At 49.1% G+C, this 14,600-nt stretch carries 11 protein-coding genes and 2 tRNA genes; 5 read left to right on the top strand and 8 right to left on the bottom strand.

Annotated features, from left to right (window positions below):
* Positions 1–42 precede the first annotated feature (42 nt).
* Genes ubiD through Q320_RS0113070 form a run of 3 tightly spaced genes read left to right on the top strand, consistent with a single transcriptional unit; the run spans position 43 to position 2,851 of the window.
* The gene (gene ubiD, locus Q320_RS0113080; RefSeq protein WP_027469373.1) at positions 43–1,566 is read left to right on the top strand and encodes a 4-hydroxy-3-polyprenylbenzoate decarboxylase; all 1,524 of its coding nucleotides are present in this window, start codon (positions 43–45) and stop codon (positions 1,564–1,566) included.
* 51 nt (positions 1,567–1,617) lie between these two features.
* Positions 1,618–2,451, top strand: a complete 834-nt coding sequence (locus Q320_RS0113075) for a CheR family methyltransferase (protein WP_035853722.1) — start codon at positions 1,618–1,620, stop codon at positions 2,449–2,451.
* A 1-nt stretch (position 2,452) separates the two neighbouring features.
* Positions 2,453–2,851 (top strand): VOC family protein, encoded by a 399-nt coding sequence (locus tag Q320_RS0113070; RefSeq protein WP_027469371.1) that lies wholly within the window; start codon positions 2,453–2,455, stop codon positions 2,849–2,851.
* Positions 2,852–2,899: 48 nt separating this feature from the next.
* Here the strand turns inward: Q320_RS0113070 and Q320_RS0113065 are convergent, their stop codons facing one another.
* The 3 genes from Q320_RS0113065 to bfr (Q320_RS0113055) all read right to left on the bottom strand — a co-directional run bounded on the left by Q320_RS0113065 (position 2,900) and on the right by bfr (Q320_RS0113055) (position 4,759).
* On the bottom strand, positions 2,900–3,655 hold the full coding sequence (locus tag Q320_RS0113065) for a YdcF family protein (protein WP_027469370.1): 756 nt from the start codon (positions 3,653–3,655) through the stop codon (positions 2,900–2,902).
* A gap of 151 nt (positions 3,656–3,806) precedes the next feature.
* Positions 3,807–4,274 (bottom strand): bacterioferritin, encoded by a 468-nt coding sequence (bfr, locus tag Q320_RS0113060; RefSeq protein WP_027469369.1) that lies wholly within the window; start codon positions 4,272–4,274, stop codon positions 3,807–3,809.
* A gap of 11 nt (positions 4,275–4,285) precedes the next feature.
* A complete protein-coding gene (gene bfr, locus Q320_RS0113055) occupies positions 4,286–4,759 on the bottom strand; it encodes a bacterioferritin (protein WP_027469368.1) in 474 nt (157 codons plus the stop codon).
* A gap of 371 nt (positions 4,760–5,130) precedes the next feature.
* Between bfr (Q320_RS0113055) and Q320_RS0113045 the strand changes: the two genes are divergently transcribed.
* Positions 5,131–5,910, top strand: a complete 780-nt coding sequence (locus tag Q320_RS0113045) for an inositol monophosphatase family protein (protein ID WP_027469367.1) — start codon at positions 5,131–5,133, stop codon at positions 5,908–5,910.
* Between the two features lie 98 nt (positions 5,911–6,008).
* On the opposite strand, the gene Q320_RS22145 is transcribed toward Q320_RS0113045, so the two are convergent.
* Entirely contained in the window at positions 6,009–7,670 is a 1,662-nt protein-coding gene (locus Q320_RS22145) for a lytic polysaccharide monooxygenase (RefSeq protein WP_051534730.1), read from the bottom strand.
* A 352-nt stretch (positions 7,671–8,022) separates the two neighbouring features.
* On the opposite strand from Q320_RS22145, the gene Q320_RS0113035 reads away from it, so the two are divergent.
* Positions 8,023–8,856 (top strand): sulfurtransferase, encoded by an 834-nt coding sequence (locus Q320_RS0113035; RefSeq protein WP_027469366.1) that lies wholly within the window; start codon positions 8,023–8,025, stop codon positions 8,854–8,856.
* Between the two features lie 35 nt (positions 8,857–8,891).
* Here Q320_RS0113035 and hrpA read toward each other — a convergent pair whose 3' ends face one another.
* The 4 genes from hrpA to Q320_RS0113015 form a co-directional block, all read right to left on the bottom strand.
* Positions 8,892–12,839 carry an ATP-dependent RNA helicase HrpA gene (gene hrpA / locus Q320_RS0113030; RefSeq protein WP_027469365.1) on the bottom strand — a complete coding sequence of 1,316 codons (3,948 nt, stop codon included), beginning with the start codon at positions 12,837–12,839 and terminating at the stop codon, positions 8,892–8,894.
* A 96-nt stretch (positions 12,840–12,935) separates the two neighbouring features.
* Positions 12,936–13,976 carry a PAS domain-containing protein gene (locus Q320_RS0113025; RefSeq protein ID WP_027469364.1) on the bottom strand — a complete coding sequence of 347 codons (1,041 nt, stop codon included), beginning with the start codon at positions 13,974–13,976 and terminating at the stop codon, positions 12,936–12,938.
* Positions 13,977–14,288: 312 nt separating this feature from the next.
* Positions 14,289–14,365, bottom strand: a tRNA-Asp gene (locus Q320_RS0113020).
* Positions 14,366–14,522: 157 nt separating this feature from the next.
* A tRNA-Val gene (locus tag Q320_RS0113015) sits at positions 14,523–14,598 on the bottom strand.
* Between the last annotated feature and the right edge of the window lie 2 nt (positions 14,599–14,600).

The raw sequence follows: 14,600 nt of genomic DNA, 5'->3' as shown, positions 1-14,600 counted from the left end.
ACACGCCCGGTGATTGCCGGGCGTTTTTTTGGGTGGGTCTAAATGAAATACCGAGATTTGCGCGATTTTATGGCGCAGCTAGAAGCACAGGGCGAGTTAAAACGTATCCAAGCGCCCATTTCGCCCAAACTAGAAATGACTGAAGTTTGTGATCGCTTGCTTAGAGCGGCGGGGCCAGCGGTGCTATTTGAAAATGTGCCGGGTTACACCATGCCGGTGCTTGGTAATCTATTTGGTACGCCACGGCGTGTGGCCTTGGGCATGGGCGCGAAAGAAGTTTCTGCGCTGCGCGAAATTGGTCAGACCTTGGCCTACCTGAAAGAGCCCGAGCCGCCAAAAGGTTTTAAAGATGCTTGGGATAAATTGCCGCTGCTCAAACAAGTGCTGAATATGGCACCGAAAGAAGTGCGTAAAGGCATCTGCCAAGAAAATGTACTAGCAGGCCCTGATGTGGATTTAACAGCATTGCCGATTCAGCACTGCTGGCCGGGTGATGTCGCGCCGCTGATTACTTGGGGTTTAGTCGTTACACGCGGACCCAATAAAAAGCGTCAGAATTTGGGGATTTATCGCCAGCAAGTAATCGGCCGCAATCAAGTGATTATGCGCTGGTTGGCGCATCGCGGCGGCGCGCTGGATTTTCGTGAGCACGCTAAGCAAAACCCTGGCAAACCATATCCAGTCACCGTGGTGCTCGGTTGTGACCCAGCTACGATCCTTGGTGCTGTGACGCCAGTTCCTGATACCTTGAGTGAATACCAATTTGCGGGGCTATTGCGTGGCAGTAAAACCGAGCTAGTGAAATGTATAGGTTCGGATTTACAAGTACCAGCAAGTGCCGAGATTATTTTGGAAGGCGTACTTAAACCCTGCGAGACGGGCTATACCGGTGTATCTGAGCACGGCGTGCCATTAAAAGAAGTGAACGGCTTTTTGCACGCATTGGAAGGCCCGTATGGCGACCATACGGGTTATTACAATGAACAAGATTGGTTTCCAGTGTTTGAAGTGGAGCGTATTACATCGCGACCTGATCCGATTTACCACAGCACCTACACCGGCAAACCGCCAGATGAACCGGCAATTCTCGGCGTGGCGCTGAACGAAGTATTTGTGCCGATTTTGCAAAAGCAATTTCCCGAAATCGTCGACTTTTATTTGCCGCCGGAAGGCTGTAGCTATCGCATGGCGATTGTGTCGATTAAGAAGCAATATCCGGGTCATGCGAAGCGAATTATGTTTGGCGTTTGGTCGTATTTGCGCCAGTTTATGTACACCAAATACATCATCATCGTTGACGACGATGTGGATTGCCGCGATTGGAAAGAAGTGATTTGGGCGATTACCACGCGCATGGATCCAGTCCGCGATACGACCTTGGTTGAGCACACACCGATTGATTATCTGGACTTTGCTAGCCCGATTTCAGGCTTAGGCGGCAAAATGGGCTTGGATGCAACCAATAAAATGCCGGGTGAAACCAACCGTGAATGGGGCCGTGTGATTGAGCGCGACGCGGTTTCTGCTGCGCGTATCGATGCAATCTGGGGCGAACTCGGCTTGTAATTAAGCTATGCTGTTATTCATTCGCCACGATTATTTTTGGGATTAAACACTATGCTGCCGAGCAATCGCGAATTTCAGTTTACCGAAGCGGATTTTGAAAAAGTTCGTGTGATGATTTACAACTATGCCGGCATTGCGCTCGCCACGTCCAAACACGATATGGTGTATGGCCGTTTGGCGAAACGTTTGCGCGCTTTGAATTTGAAAACATTTAATGAATATTTGCAGGTTTTAGAGCGAGGCGATCATAAAGAATTTGAGTTATTCACCAATTCTTTAACGACGAATCTAACGTCATTTTTTCGCGAAGCGCATCATTTCGATATTCTCAATCAGCAACTTAAAACCTTGCGCAGCGTAGGCACCATTAATATTTGGTGTTCAGCTTCAAGCACGGGCGAAGAGCCCTATTCAATTGCAATGACCGCTTGTGAAGCCTTTGATAGCTTGCGCCCACCAGTGAAAGTACTGGCAACCGATTTGGATACCAACGTGCTGGATGTGGCACGTTTGGGGATTTATCCGGGCGAAGAAGTGCAAAAGCTCGGCCCACAGCGCGTGAGTAAATTCTTTAATAAACAGCCTGATGGCCGTTATCAATTAAAACAAGAATTACGCGATATGATTGTGTTTCGCAAACTGAATTTAATTGAAACCAATTGGATGCTGCGTGGACCGTTTGATGCGATTTTTTGCCGTAATGTGATGATTTATTTTGATAAACCGACGCAGTTAAAAATCCTGCAACGCTTTGCGCCGCTGCTTAAAAATGAAGGTTTATTATTTGTAGGGCATTCGGAAAACCTCTATCACGCTGCTGAATACTTTAAGTTGCAAGGCAAAACCGTCTATGAATTAGCTAAACCGAATACTGCGGCACGCTAAAATGGACGCTAGAGTCAGTTTTATCACGCTGGGCGTGAGTGATTTGCAGCGATCGTTAGTTTACTACCGTGATATTTTGGGCTTAAAGCCGCGCAGTATTCTCGATAACGTGGTGTTCTTTGAATTGGGTGCAACGTGGCTGGCGCTGTATCCACATGAATTATTGGCTGAAGATGCTGGCGTTCCGAGTGAGGGCGGCGGCTTTCGGGGGGTTACCTTAGCGCACAATGTGCGCAGCCCCGAAGAGGTTGATGCGTTACTGGCGATTGGTGCGCAAGGCGGCGGGCATTTAGTCAAAGCTGGGCATAAAGCATTTTGGGGCGGTTACACGGGCTACTTTGCGGATCCCGATGGTCATCTGTGGGAAGTGGCGTGGAATCCTGATTTTCCACATGTTTGATGTATAGGGTTCTAGCCTTTATTGTTTAAAGGCTAGAACCCTATACACTTAGTTTCCTAAGAGTCGATACCACATCTGCCCCAGCAATTCTTTTGCTGCGCTGCTGCTGCTGGCTAAGAAACTGGCTTTCGGGACAAAACTCATGATGCTCAGTGGCTCAGCATTATGAAAATCGGTTGGCGCAGTGTGAACGATAAAGCCTGCTTGTTCAAAACTGCGGCTGGCGCGAACCATATGATCTGCTGACGTTACGAGAATAATTTCTGGATATTTTGGCAAGAGCAATTTCGCACTTTCCTTCGCATTTTCTGCGGTGTCATTCGATGCCGGTTCTAGCCATGTGGTATCCACACCAAAATCATTTTTCAGGCTTTGCCGCATGAGTTGCGCTTCACTGATGCCGCCAAAGGGCGCGCCACCTGAAACTAAGATCGGTAAGTGATTAAATTTGTGTACTTTCGCAGCGTAACGCAGCCGCGCCAAAGTAACGTTATTAATGGTTTCCCCTTCTATTATGTCGACAGCGCCAAAACGCTTGCCACCACCTAGCACGACAATTACATTCGCGCTGGTGCCCGGATTGGCAACATTGGTGATTTGAGCTTCAACAAGGTGCGAGATGGCATTGCTGATCAATGGTGTGCTGAATAAATACAAGCTAAGAAGCGTCGCCCAGAATAAGCGTGGGCTCCATTTGGGGGCTTTGTGGCGCAGGAAAAAGGCGATGGCCAACAGAAAAATAAACAAACCAGGCGGAAGTAGAAAGCTACTCACGACGGTTTTAAGAATCACGCTCAGCGCCATAAGATGCTCAGAACAAGGGAAAAAAGCAGTTTAGAGCGAATGACAGAGTGATGCAGCTGAAATAATTAGTTTGGGTAAAGTTGTTGGTTTTACGTAGTATTGACTTGCAGCCTTTTGTTAGTAAGGGCTACAAGTCAATACGTAGATCAAATTAAACTTGAGATTGCAGGTAATTTTCTAGCGTGATTTGCTTGATCAGGAAGAGTTGTTGTTCTAGCCAATGCGCATGATCTTGCTCAGTATCTTCAAGCAACACCATCAGCATGTCGCGTGTTACGTAGTCTTGCTCTTTTTCACACAGCGCGATGGTTTTTTTGAGCGCTGCGGCGACTTCGTATTCAGTCAGTAAATCAAACTGCAGCATTTCAGGCACATCCGCGCCCACACGTAAGGGTGTGCGTGCTGCGACATTGGGGATGCCATCTAAAAACAAAATCCGCTTAATCAGCAAAGTCGCGTGGCCGATTTCGTCTTGGCGTTCGTGGTCGATGCGCGCAAATAGTTTGTCGTAACCCCAGTTGTGATACATCTGGCTGTGAACAAAATATTGATCGACCGACGTGAGTTCCGCAGCGAGAAGCTCGCTCAGCGCTGCGATGACTTTAGCATTACCTTTCATGATCGTACTCCTTACTCGCTAAATGCTTGTGATTGTAGATAGTTAGCCAAGCCCATGTCTTTAACGAGTGTTTGTTGGGTTTCTAGCCAATCGACGTATTCTTCTTCATCTTCTAGCAAATCTTCAAGCAAATCACGGCTGACGTAATCTTGTGCGGCTTCGCAGGTTTTGATCGCATCGCGTAGCGTGCTAAGAAAACCGGTGAATAAGCTTAAGTCACAGGCCAACATTTCAGCGACATCTTCACCAATCAGCAGTTTGCCCAAATCTTGCAAATTCGGTAAACCTTCTAGGAACAATACGCGCTCGATCAACTTATCAGCGCGTTTCATTGAATCGATTGATTCGTGATAGACCTTGTCATTGAGATTTTTGTAGCCCCAATTTTTAAAAATACGGGCATGCAAAAAGGTTTGATTAATGGCAATTAACTCGTTGGCTAACACGCCATTCAGGGTTTTGATGACTTTTTTATCGCCTTGCATTTTGTTCTCCAGAGCGTAGTTTATAATTTTATTGGTTTTATCTCACCTTGCATCGATTTTACGCTGTTATTTGTGAATTTCAATATAAATTACGATTGGCGTAATGAATGAAAATACTAATAAGATTGATTCTTATTGATAAAATAAGATAAATTATTTTGATGTCAGCATTTATTCAGCTTTATTACGAATGAATGATTTTATTTTAAATAATATCGCTCGCAATAAAGCTAAGATTGCTGCAAATTGGCCGGTTAATAAGCAGAAGTTGCAAACTTGTTTTATTTGCCTGTGACTTACATCTAGACGATATACTTTCTGTCATCAAATCACCGTAAAATAGCGCCACCTTATTTCAGATGGAGAATGTTGTGATCCCAAGCCCAGAACAAATTGCTTTTGCCCACAAACTGGCCGATGTTAGCGCCGCGGCGATTCGCCCTTACTACCGCACCGGTTTAGCGATTGACGACAAACTTGATGCCAGCCCTGTGACACAGGCTGATCGCGAAGCCGAACAGGTAATGCGTGCTTTAATTAATACCGAGCGGCCGGATGAGGGGATTATTGGCGAAGAATTTGGTGCCGAGCGCGAGGATGCTGATTGGGTGTGGGTGCTCGATCCGGTGGATGGCACTAAAGCATTTATTACGGGTCGCCCTTTGTTTGTGACCTTGATCGGCTTGTTGTATCGCGGTCAGCCGGTGTTGGGGATTGTGAACCAGCCGATTGCGGGCGAGCGCTGGTTGGGTGTTCCGGGGCAGGGCTGCACGTTAAATGGTGAGCCAGTGACGGTGAGTGGCATTAGCGAGCTAGCGCGCGCGCGCGTTGGCACAACAGGGCCGCAGTATTTTTCTATCGGTGGATTAGCCGAGTTTAATGCATTACAAGCCGAGGGGCGCTTTACGGTGTATGGCGGCGATGGTTATCAATATGCCTTGCTCGCCACAAGCGGCTTGGATTTGGTGATTGAAGAGGGCTTGAAATTACACGACTTTGCTGCCGTCGCGCCAGTGGTGATTGCTGCAGGTGGCTGGATGACGGATTGGCATGGCGAACCATTACAAAAAGGCTCGGTGGGACGAGTCATTGCCGCGGCCAGTGAGGCATTGCATCAGCAGGCTGTGGCAGCAATGCAAAACGCAGAATAACCGCGCATTGTAAAATCTCAGCTTGATGTCATTTTGTTAGCCCAGAATAAAAAATAGCCCGCTGTTAAAGCGGGCTATTTCATTGGGCGATGACTAAATTAGTTGCACACGCCTAAATCGTTCCAAACACCCCATTGGCCTGAGGTGCTAGGGATTTCACCTGTCGTCCACCACTTGTTGCTGTAGTTGCGACCGTTATAAGATACTTTTGTGTTAGTTACTGCGTATGGAGTGCTTGCATTCCATGCTGCTACGCAAGCATTACTCGGTGCTACCGTTGTCACTGGCGTTGCCGTCGGAGCGACTGTTACTGCCGGAGTTGCCGTTGGTGCCGCAGTGGCAACCGGAGTCGCTGTGGCAGTTGGTTTTGGCGTTGCTGTTGGCGTTGCTACTGCAGCACCGCATGCGCCAATATCAGTCCAAGGTTTGCCAGAGCCCGTGTTAGTTGAAGGCTCATTACCTTGTGTCCACCAGCCCGCTTTGTAGTTGCGGCCTTGGTAAGAAACAATCGCACCGCCCGTGTAGGCTGTTGCGCTGTTCCATGCGTTAACGCAGCTGCCAGATGGAGTTGCTGTTGGTGCCGCCGTTGGTGCAATGGTTGCAACGGGTGTTGCAGTCGGTGCCACTGTCACAACAGGAGTTGCCGTTGGTTTTGGGGTAACAGTTGGTGTTGCAGTTGGTTTTGGTGTCGCAGTCACAACTGGCGTTGGTGTTGGCGTTGCAGTCACTACCGGTGTCGCAGTTGGTGCTGCAGTTACAGTAGGTGATGGAACTGGTGTGGCATTACCTGGTGAAGCAATGTCAATTTGATAGGTCAGTTCCAAATTACTACGGTTGTAGACGCGATTGTCTTGCGCGCTTTTCACTGGCACGATGGTGTTATTGGTTTGCAATACACCAATGCTGACATTGCGTGATGTTTCGTTCACTTTTTGTGCCAAGGCAAACGGCCAGTTGGCTGCGAGGTTGGTTTCCAAGCCGGTGACATTATCAAAGCCCAAAGTCACTTGAATGTTTTCTACGTCAAAGCCTTTGCTGTCAAACAGGCGGAATGAGACTTTGGTACCTGTTGCCAAATCTTGTGCAGAACGAACTTGGCCTAGCTCTTTAAACGTAGAAACACCACCGGTGAAATTCACGTCTGAGCAAGAGTAAAACGCTTCAGTGCTGTCGCTGCGTTGCCAAGCCAAGTAAATAATATGTTGGCCAGTTTTTTTCGGTAGCTTGCACGTCAGGTGATAACGTTTATTGGCATCCGTTGGCAGATTGCCTAAAGTGCAGAATTTTTCCAGATCAGTCCACGCCAAGGGCGCATTTTGATTCCAGCCATCACGCGTGACAAATAATTGCCAGTCGCGAGTTTGGTGCGGTGCGGTGCCATTGAAAATGAATTCGAAATTGCCGTTTGCATCCGGAGCGATCGGGGTTGTTGCCCAATCGGTACGCGCTAAATTCAAACCGGCGTAATCGGCCTTACCGCCGCCACACAATTGGCCATTCGGCACAAAAGCTTGGTGATCGCCGTTTGGCAACTGGTTCACACCAGGCCAATCGTAAAGCATTTGTTTACCCGAAGTGGCTGCTGCGGCTTGGCAGGCCGCGGATTTGAGGGTTTCAGGACCTTCATTAAAACAGCTCAAACCACGGCTCACCGGCACTTCCATCGAGCCATGTGCTGAAACGGTTTGTGGCATCATCAATGCGGCGCTGGAAGCCAATAAGCTGCTGGCGATTAAGCTAGAAATATGTTTTGTTTTCACTTCGTCTGCTCCATTTTTTAGTAGAAATTTCGCTTAACGCTTGCAACTCTTTTTGTGCGTTTGCAGCACAAAAATTGCTTATAAGATTTTGATAATGCTGATTTATATTGCGCCAAGCGCCCGTAATTTAACACGGTCACGAAGGCAAGAACAAATGTTTCTTACTAGGTTTTTGAGGGCTGTTGGATTGTGTGAATAAGCGCACATTATTCAGAGTGGCTTCTAGGGGAAAATACTTATTTTGTCTGTATTGATTGGGCGTGGTAGCGACACTTTATGTGCTCAGTGCGAAGTAAAAAAGACGCTTAGGTTATGATTCTGGCTCTTTGTCAGTTTAAAGGCTGATTTCTGTATGCACCCTCTGATTCGTGTTGAGCAACTGCAAGCCATTCTGAGTGATCCGAATGTGATTGTTATCGATTGTCGCCATGATTTGGCGCAGCCTGCGGCGGGGCGCGCTGCGTATGCTGCCAGCCATATTCTCGGTGCGCGGTTTATGCATTTGGATGAGGATTTATCGGGGCTTAAAACGGGTTTGAATGGCCGACATCCACTACCTGAACCTGAGGCTCTGGCAGAGAAACTGGGGCAATTGGGTATCAATGCACAAAGCCGAGTCGTGGCATATGACGCCAGCGGTGGCCCGTTTGCGGCGCGGCTTTGGTGGCTGCTGTGCTGGCTGGGTTGCGAGCAAGTTCAAGTGCTTGATGGCGGTTGGCAGGCGTGGATTGCTGCGGGCGAGGTAGTCAGTGATCAAATCTCTGAATGGCAGCCTCAGACATTTGCTTTCAGTCCACAATACGCGCTGCATGTGAGTGCGAATGAGGTATTGGCCAATTTAAGCGAACCGCAATTTCAACTCGTTGATGCACGTAGCGCCGAGCGTTTTATCGGGCAGGGCGAAACGATAGACCCAATCGCAGGGCATATCCCCGGCGCGATCAATCGCTTTTTTATGCTCAATTTGCTCGATGGTCACTTTAAATCGCCTGAGCAATTGCAGCAAGAATGGCAAGCGCTCTTGGGTATGCAGCGTCCTGATCAAATCGTGCATCAATGCGGTAGCGGCGTCACCGCTTGCCATAATCTACTGGCCTTGGCTGTAGCGGGTTTGGACGGTGGGCGCTTGTATCCAGGATCATGGAGCGAGTGGTGCAGTGACCCAGCAAGACCGATGTTGTGTTGAACGTATAATCATCGATCATGCTGGGTTTCGGGTAATTAGCGCTTGGTTATTTCATCCCATGTTTTATTCAAGCGCTTCATCGACACCGGATATGGTGTTTTGAGTTCTTGCGCAAATAGGCCAATTCGCAATTCTTCTATCATCCATCTGAATGGCAAGAGGGTTGCGGTATCGCGCCCTTCGCGTTGCCACTTAATCATTTCAGCCGTATACCTTTGCATTAACTCATTGATTTCCGCGCCGCGTTGGCCGTCTTTCGATGGATTGACCGAGCGTTTTTCAAGGCGGATTTTCATCGCTTTGATATACAGCGGCAGGCGAGGGAGTTGCTCCCATGGCGTGGCGCTGAGAAAACCTTTGAAAATCAGGCTGTCTAATTGCGCTTTCAATTCATTTTGGAACGCACCGCCTTTGGACAGTAAGCTGCTGAGCGCCACATAGTCTGGTGCGATTTCAGTCAAAATGCGTTGTACGCCGTCGCGTACCGATGGCAGGCGAACACGGGCGCGGCTTTTTTGATCGTTAAATTCTTTGAGCTTGCGCGGCGCGTCGTCGTCGCCCAAAAACGCGCGATTGCAAATGCACGTCACCACGTCATTCATCAGCTCATCGCTATTGCCGAACGAGCGGAAATGAATCGCCAATTGGTTAAAATTCGGCAAGCTTTTTGGCAATTGCTTCAGATGATCTTTCAACTCCAACTGCAACAGCCGCACCACGCCAGCGCGGTGCGCTTCATTGGCCGCGTGCTCGGTGTCAAATAAACGAATCGCAACGCATTCTTTAATGCTGCCATCCGCCGCTAATTCTTCATCAGGAACTAAGCCTGGAAAGCCGATCATCGCTTTGCCGTGGCGCGTGAAATTGAGCTTGCTCGGCAGATCGCCAAAATCCCACAAGCGAATGCCGGATTTTTCAATGCCAGTGGTTTCATCTGCGGTATCGCGGAATGTGAGCTGGGCGGCTTCGCCCAGCTGGGCGCGAATTGCAATCAAATCACGCCCTTGCGCCAGTTCTTGCCCAGCATCGTCGACGATGCGGAAATTCATTCGCAAATGCAGCGGTAGATCACTCTGATTAAATTCATCTGCACTGACTGGCTGGCCGACGCCGCGCGTGGCGCATTGCGCCAATTGCGGCAGCAGCGGTTCGTCACGGCTGGCGGTTTCTAGCGCCAGCAGCATTTTGGTCGCAAACTCAGGCACTGGCACGCACAGACGGCGCGTGGATTTGGGGAGCGATTTAATCAAGAGCGTGATTTTTTCGCGGATTAGTCCGGGCACCAGCCAATCAAACGTCGCATGATTGACGCGATTGAGTAAATGCAGCGGCAGTGTCATTGTCACGCCATCGAGCACGTGGCCGGGCTCGAAGCGATACGAGAGCGGCAGCTTCACATCGTGTAGGCGGATAAATTCAGGGTATTGCTCTTCAGTCACCGTGGCAGCGCTGTGCTGCATCAAATCGTCTTTTTTCAGGAACAATATTTGCGGATTGAGTTTCTCAGCACCTTTACGCCACGCTTCAAAGCCAGCGCCGTTGACGATGTCGTGCGGAATAATCGCGTCGAAAAAAGCGAACAGCGCGTTTTCATCAACCAACACATCTTGGCGGCGCGCCTTGTGTTCGAGCTCTTCCACATCCAGCAGCAGTGCGAAATTGCTCTCAAAAAACTTGGCTTTGGAGTTGTAATTAAAGCGCACCAAAGCTTCGCGGATAAACAGCTCGCGTGCTTCGACTGGATTAATACTGCCATAGTGTATGGTTCTGCGCGCCACAATGGGTAAGCCGTACAGCGTAATACGTAGCGAGGCATTCACCTGCGCATTGTCTTTGCTCCAATGCGGATCAAAATATTGTTTCTTAATCAAATGTGGTGCGAGTTTTTCTATCCATTCGGGCTCAATCGCCGCAACGCAGCGCGCATACAGCTTGCTGGTTTCAACCAGTTCAGCAGCGACTATCCATTTTGGCCGAGCTTTTTTTAGGCTAGAGCCGGGAAACACATTAAATTTAATCCCGCGTGCGCCGAGGTATTCGTCGTTTTCGGGCTGCTTAAAGCCCAGTACGCCCAAGAGGCCAGTGATGAGTGCTTTGTGAATTTGCTCAAACGTAGCGGGTTTTTCATTTAAGCGGAACGGTGCATGGCGGCTGCGCGAATCGCTGGCCTCATCACTAATCACCATGTCGGAGAGTTGTTGATGCAGTTCACGCCATTCGCGCAGGCGCAAATAGGACAAGAAATTGCGATGGCAATCTTGTACTAATTGGCGATTGGTCGTTTTATTGGCGAGCAGTTTTTCGAAGAAATCCCACAAGCGTAAGTAGGATAAAAAGTCGGATTTTTCTTCATTAAACTTCGCGTGCGCCTGATCGGCCGCCGCGCGCGCATCGAAAGGGCGCTCTCGCGGATCTTGCAGCGACAGTCCTGAGGTAATAATCAGCATTTCTTTTAAGCAGCCCTCATCCCGACCCGCCAGCAACATGCGGCCAACGCGCGGATCGACTGGCAGGCGTGATAGTTGTCGGCCAATTTCAGTGAGGGTATCGTTCTCTGTTACCGCACCCAATTCGCGTAGCTGCTGATACCCATCAGAAATCAGCTTGATCGATGGTGCTTCAAGGAATGGAAATTGATCGACATTGCCAAGTTTCAATGCGGCCATGCGCAAAATCACGCCGGCCAAACTCGATCGAGTGATTTCTGGATCGGTAAATTCAGAACGAAGCAAAAAATCTTGCTCAGAATACAGGCGAACGCAAATCCCGCTGGCGACGCGCCCGCAACGACCGGCACGCTGGCGCGCCGACGCTTGTGAGATTTTCTCGATCAGTAATTGCTCGACTTTGGCGCGTGGGCTGTAACGGTTAATCCGCGCTTGACCGCTGTCGATGACGTAACGAATGCCGGGTACCGTTAGAGAAGTCTCGGCCACATTAGTTGCCAGCACGATACGTCGCCCAGTACTGCTCGGGCGGAAAATCCGCTGTTGGTCTTCATTGGATAATCGGGCGAATAGCGGCAAAATTTCGGCGTCGCGCAGTTTGGCTTTGCGGAGTTCCTCTGCGGTTTCGCGAATTTCGCGCTCGCCGGGCAAAAACACCAAAACATCACCGCTACCGTCTTTGCGCCACAGCTCATCGACTGCTTGAGCGATGGCTTCTTCCATTTCGATTTCTTGATCGTCCTCATCTTTACTGGCGAGAGCTTTGTAGCGAACTTCTACCGGAAAGGTGCGGCCCGAAACTTCAAGCACCGGCGCATCGTTAAAGTGTTTACTAAAGCGATCTGAATCAATCGTCGCCGAGGTGACAATCACTTTCAGGTCTGGGCGGCGTGGTAGCAATTGCTTGAGATAACCTAGCAAGAAATCGATATTCAGGCTGCGCTCGTGTGCTTCGTCGATGATGATGGTGTCGTATTGATTTAAAAAGCGATCAGATAGCGTTTCGGCGAGCAAAATACCGTCGGTCATCAGCTTGATATACGAAGAGGGCGTGCTTTTATCGGTAAAGCGCACTTTATAACCGACAATCGCCCCCGTTTCAGATTTCAGCTCTTGCGCAATGCGGCTGGCGACCGAGCGTGCTGCTAAACGGCGCGGCTGCGTGTGGCCGATGAGGCCATGTACGCCACGACCGAGTTCAAGGCAGATTTTCGGGAGCTGCGTGGTTTTGCCGGAGCCAGTTTCACCGCAAATGATGACGACTTGATGCTTGGCAATCGCCGCTTTGATGTCATCGCGGCGCTGATTGACGGGTAGGCTATCGTCGTATTCGGGAGCAGGAAGTCTTTCGCGGCGCAAGTGGGTTTTAGCTTGCGATTTCGCGATGCCCGCGAGTAAATCAGCGTGCTGCTGTGCAAAGTCTTGCTGCTTTTTTTGTCTTTCGCTGCATTGTTGTAGCAGGCGCGAGAGTGAGTGAAAGTCGTTGGATTGGCAGTCAGCGAGTTGTGCGCGCAGGGCGCGAAAGTCCAGATTCATTGCGGCAGAGGCTTAAAAGGTACTAAAGCGCCAATTTTAGCATGCGCCGCACTTTCATTCCTTGCGAACCTTGGGAGTCAACTCAATACAGAAGGATTAATGCAGCGTCACTAAGTGCGTGTTTTGATTGCCACGATCGACTTTATGCAAAGCGCAATGGATTGCTTCGCCTTGTGGGTTTTTTAAGTGGGTCAGGTTGGCGTATTTGCTTTCGCCTTGAGCGAATTGGCTAATGCATTCGCCAATGAGATTTTCCGGCGTTAGCCCAAGCCGCTCGCAAGCGGCAAGATTGGCAAACTGGATGATTTCATTTTCCACTAATAAAAAAGCTTGCGGCAAGACATCGGCCATTGCACGCACTAAATGGCTGGTGCCGGCTTGTGCTTGTTCGGCCTCTTTCAGATGCGTAATGTCCATCGCAATCGTCAAAATATACACTTGGCCTTCACGCTCAAGCGGAATTTTAGTCAGATCAAACCAATGCGTTCGGCCATTGTGCAATGTGCAATGGTCTTCTAAACGCACGGTATTACCGTATTGCAATACCTCGTCGTCACCGGCGGTCAGTATCGAGGTATCTTCGTCTAGCCCCATATGAGATTGAACTAGCAGCTCATGCCCTAGTAAAGACTGCGTCGCTTGGTTCACCAGCAAGAAGCGGCGGTGATTATCGCGCACAAAAATCAAGCTTGGATTGGCATCCAAAATTTGCTGCGTGAACATTTGCTGTTGAAATAGTGCAGTTTCAATCGCTTTGGTGCTGGAAATGTCGCGAATTACCACGACGCAGCTGCGTGAGGTAAGTGCTGAAAGCCGAGCTTCAAACGTGATTTCGGTATTGTCGAGTTGATATTCAAAGCGTTGCGGCGCTTGGGTGTTTTGGATTTTGATCAGGCTTTCTAAAAATTGGCGTGAAACGCGGGCTGGGAATAATGAGGCGAGTTTACTTTGTTCAACGCCATCAGGATGGCTCTCGCTGAGTGCTTGATTTTGCGCTGTGACGCGGCGACTGGCGTAATCAATGGTCCAAATTAAATCAGGTAGCGCAGCCAAAGCTTCAGAGGCTTCTGCGGGTAGAACAATCGTCGTATTTGTTGCGAGGGTGGTGGTTTCTTCCTTGATTGGCTTTAATACCACTTGAGCGTAACTCAGAGTTGCCAAAAGTAAGAAAAGGCATAGTGTAATTGCAATCTGACTTGGAAGTCTGAATTGACTTTCTGAACTAGAAAAAATTAATAGAATGAATAAACTAAGGAAAATAGCCAGATACACGAGGATACGTGCTTGTTGGCTGTGAGTTGCTGTTGCCCAGTTTGGCGAAGATGATTTTTTAGTCATAAGCAATCAGCGAATGCCATTGGTATTATGTGAGTATTACCAATCTTAACGTGAATGCTGAGTCTTAGGTATAGTTTTCTGGATTTTACTGATGGGAAGCAACAAGAGATATGGCGGAGTGGACGGGACTCGAACCCGCGACCCCCGGCGTGACAGGCCGGTATTCTAACCAACTGAACTACCACTCCGCAGTGGCACTAACAAACTTATCTGTACATCAGCACATTCAATTAGTTAAAAACATGCCGCTTCAACTACCACTTATTTTGGTGGTAGTAATATACAAAAATGTGGAACTTTAAAACTTAGAAGAACAACTCGACAGCTTAGAGATGCCCTAGAATTTGGTGGGTCGTGACGGGGTCGAACCGCCGACATCCTGCTTGTAAGGCAGGCGCTCTACCAACTGAGCTAACGACCCAT

It is taken from the genome of Deefgea rivuli DSM 18356, assembly GCF_000620145.1.
Classification (GTDB): domain Bacteria; phylum Pseudomonadota; class Gammaproteobacteria; order Burkholderiales; family Chitinibacteraceae; genus Deefgea; species Deefgea rivuli.
The sequence above is the reverse complement of the archived record's forward strand: the minus strand, read 5'-3'. Positions and strand labels throughout refer to the sequence as shown.

Excerpts from the sequence above, each read along its gene's own strand:
- ubiD (WP_027469373.1), top strand. The coding sequence starts at position 43 with ATGAAATACCGAGATTTGCGCGATTTTATGGCGCAGCTAGAAGCACAG.
- Q320_RS0113075 (WP_035853722.1), top strand. The coding sequence starts at position 1,618 with ATGCTGCCGAGCAATCGCGAATTTCAGTTTACCGAAGCGGATTTTGAA.
- Q320_RS0113070 (WP_027469371.1), top strand. The coding sequence starts at position 2,453 with ATGGACGCTAGAGTCAGTTTTATCACGCTGGGCGTGAGTGATTTGCAG.
- Q320_RS0113065 (WP_027469370.1), bottom strand. The coding sequence starts at position 3,655 with ATGGCGCTGAGCGTGATTCTTAAAACCGTCGTGAGTAGCTTTCTACTT.
- bfr (WP_027469369.1), bottom strand. The coding sequence starts at position 4,274 with ATGAAAGGTAATGCTAAAGTCATCGCAGCGCTGAGCGAGCTTCTCGCT.
- bfr (WP_027469368.1), bottom strand. The coding sequence starts at position 4,759 with ATGCAAGGCGATAAAAAAGTCATCAAAACCCTGAATGGCGTGTTAGCC.
- Q320_RS0113035 (WP_027469366.1), top strand. The coding sequence starts at position 8,023 with ATGCACCCTCTGATTCGTGTTGAGCAACTGCAAGCCATTCTGAGTGAT.
- hrpA (WP_027469365.1), bottom strand. The coding sequence starts at position 12,839 with ATGAATCTGGACTTTCGCGCCCTGCGCGCACAACTCGCTGACTGCCAA.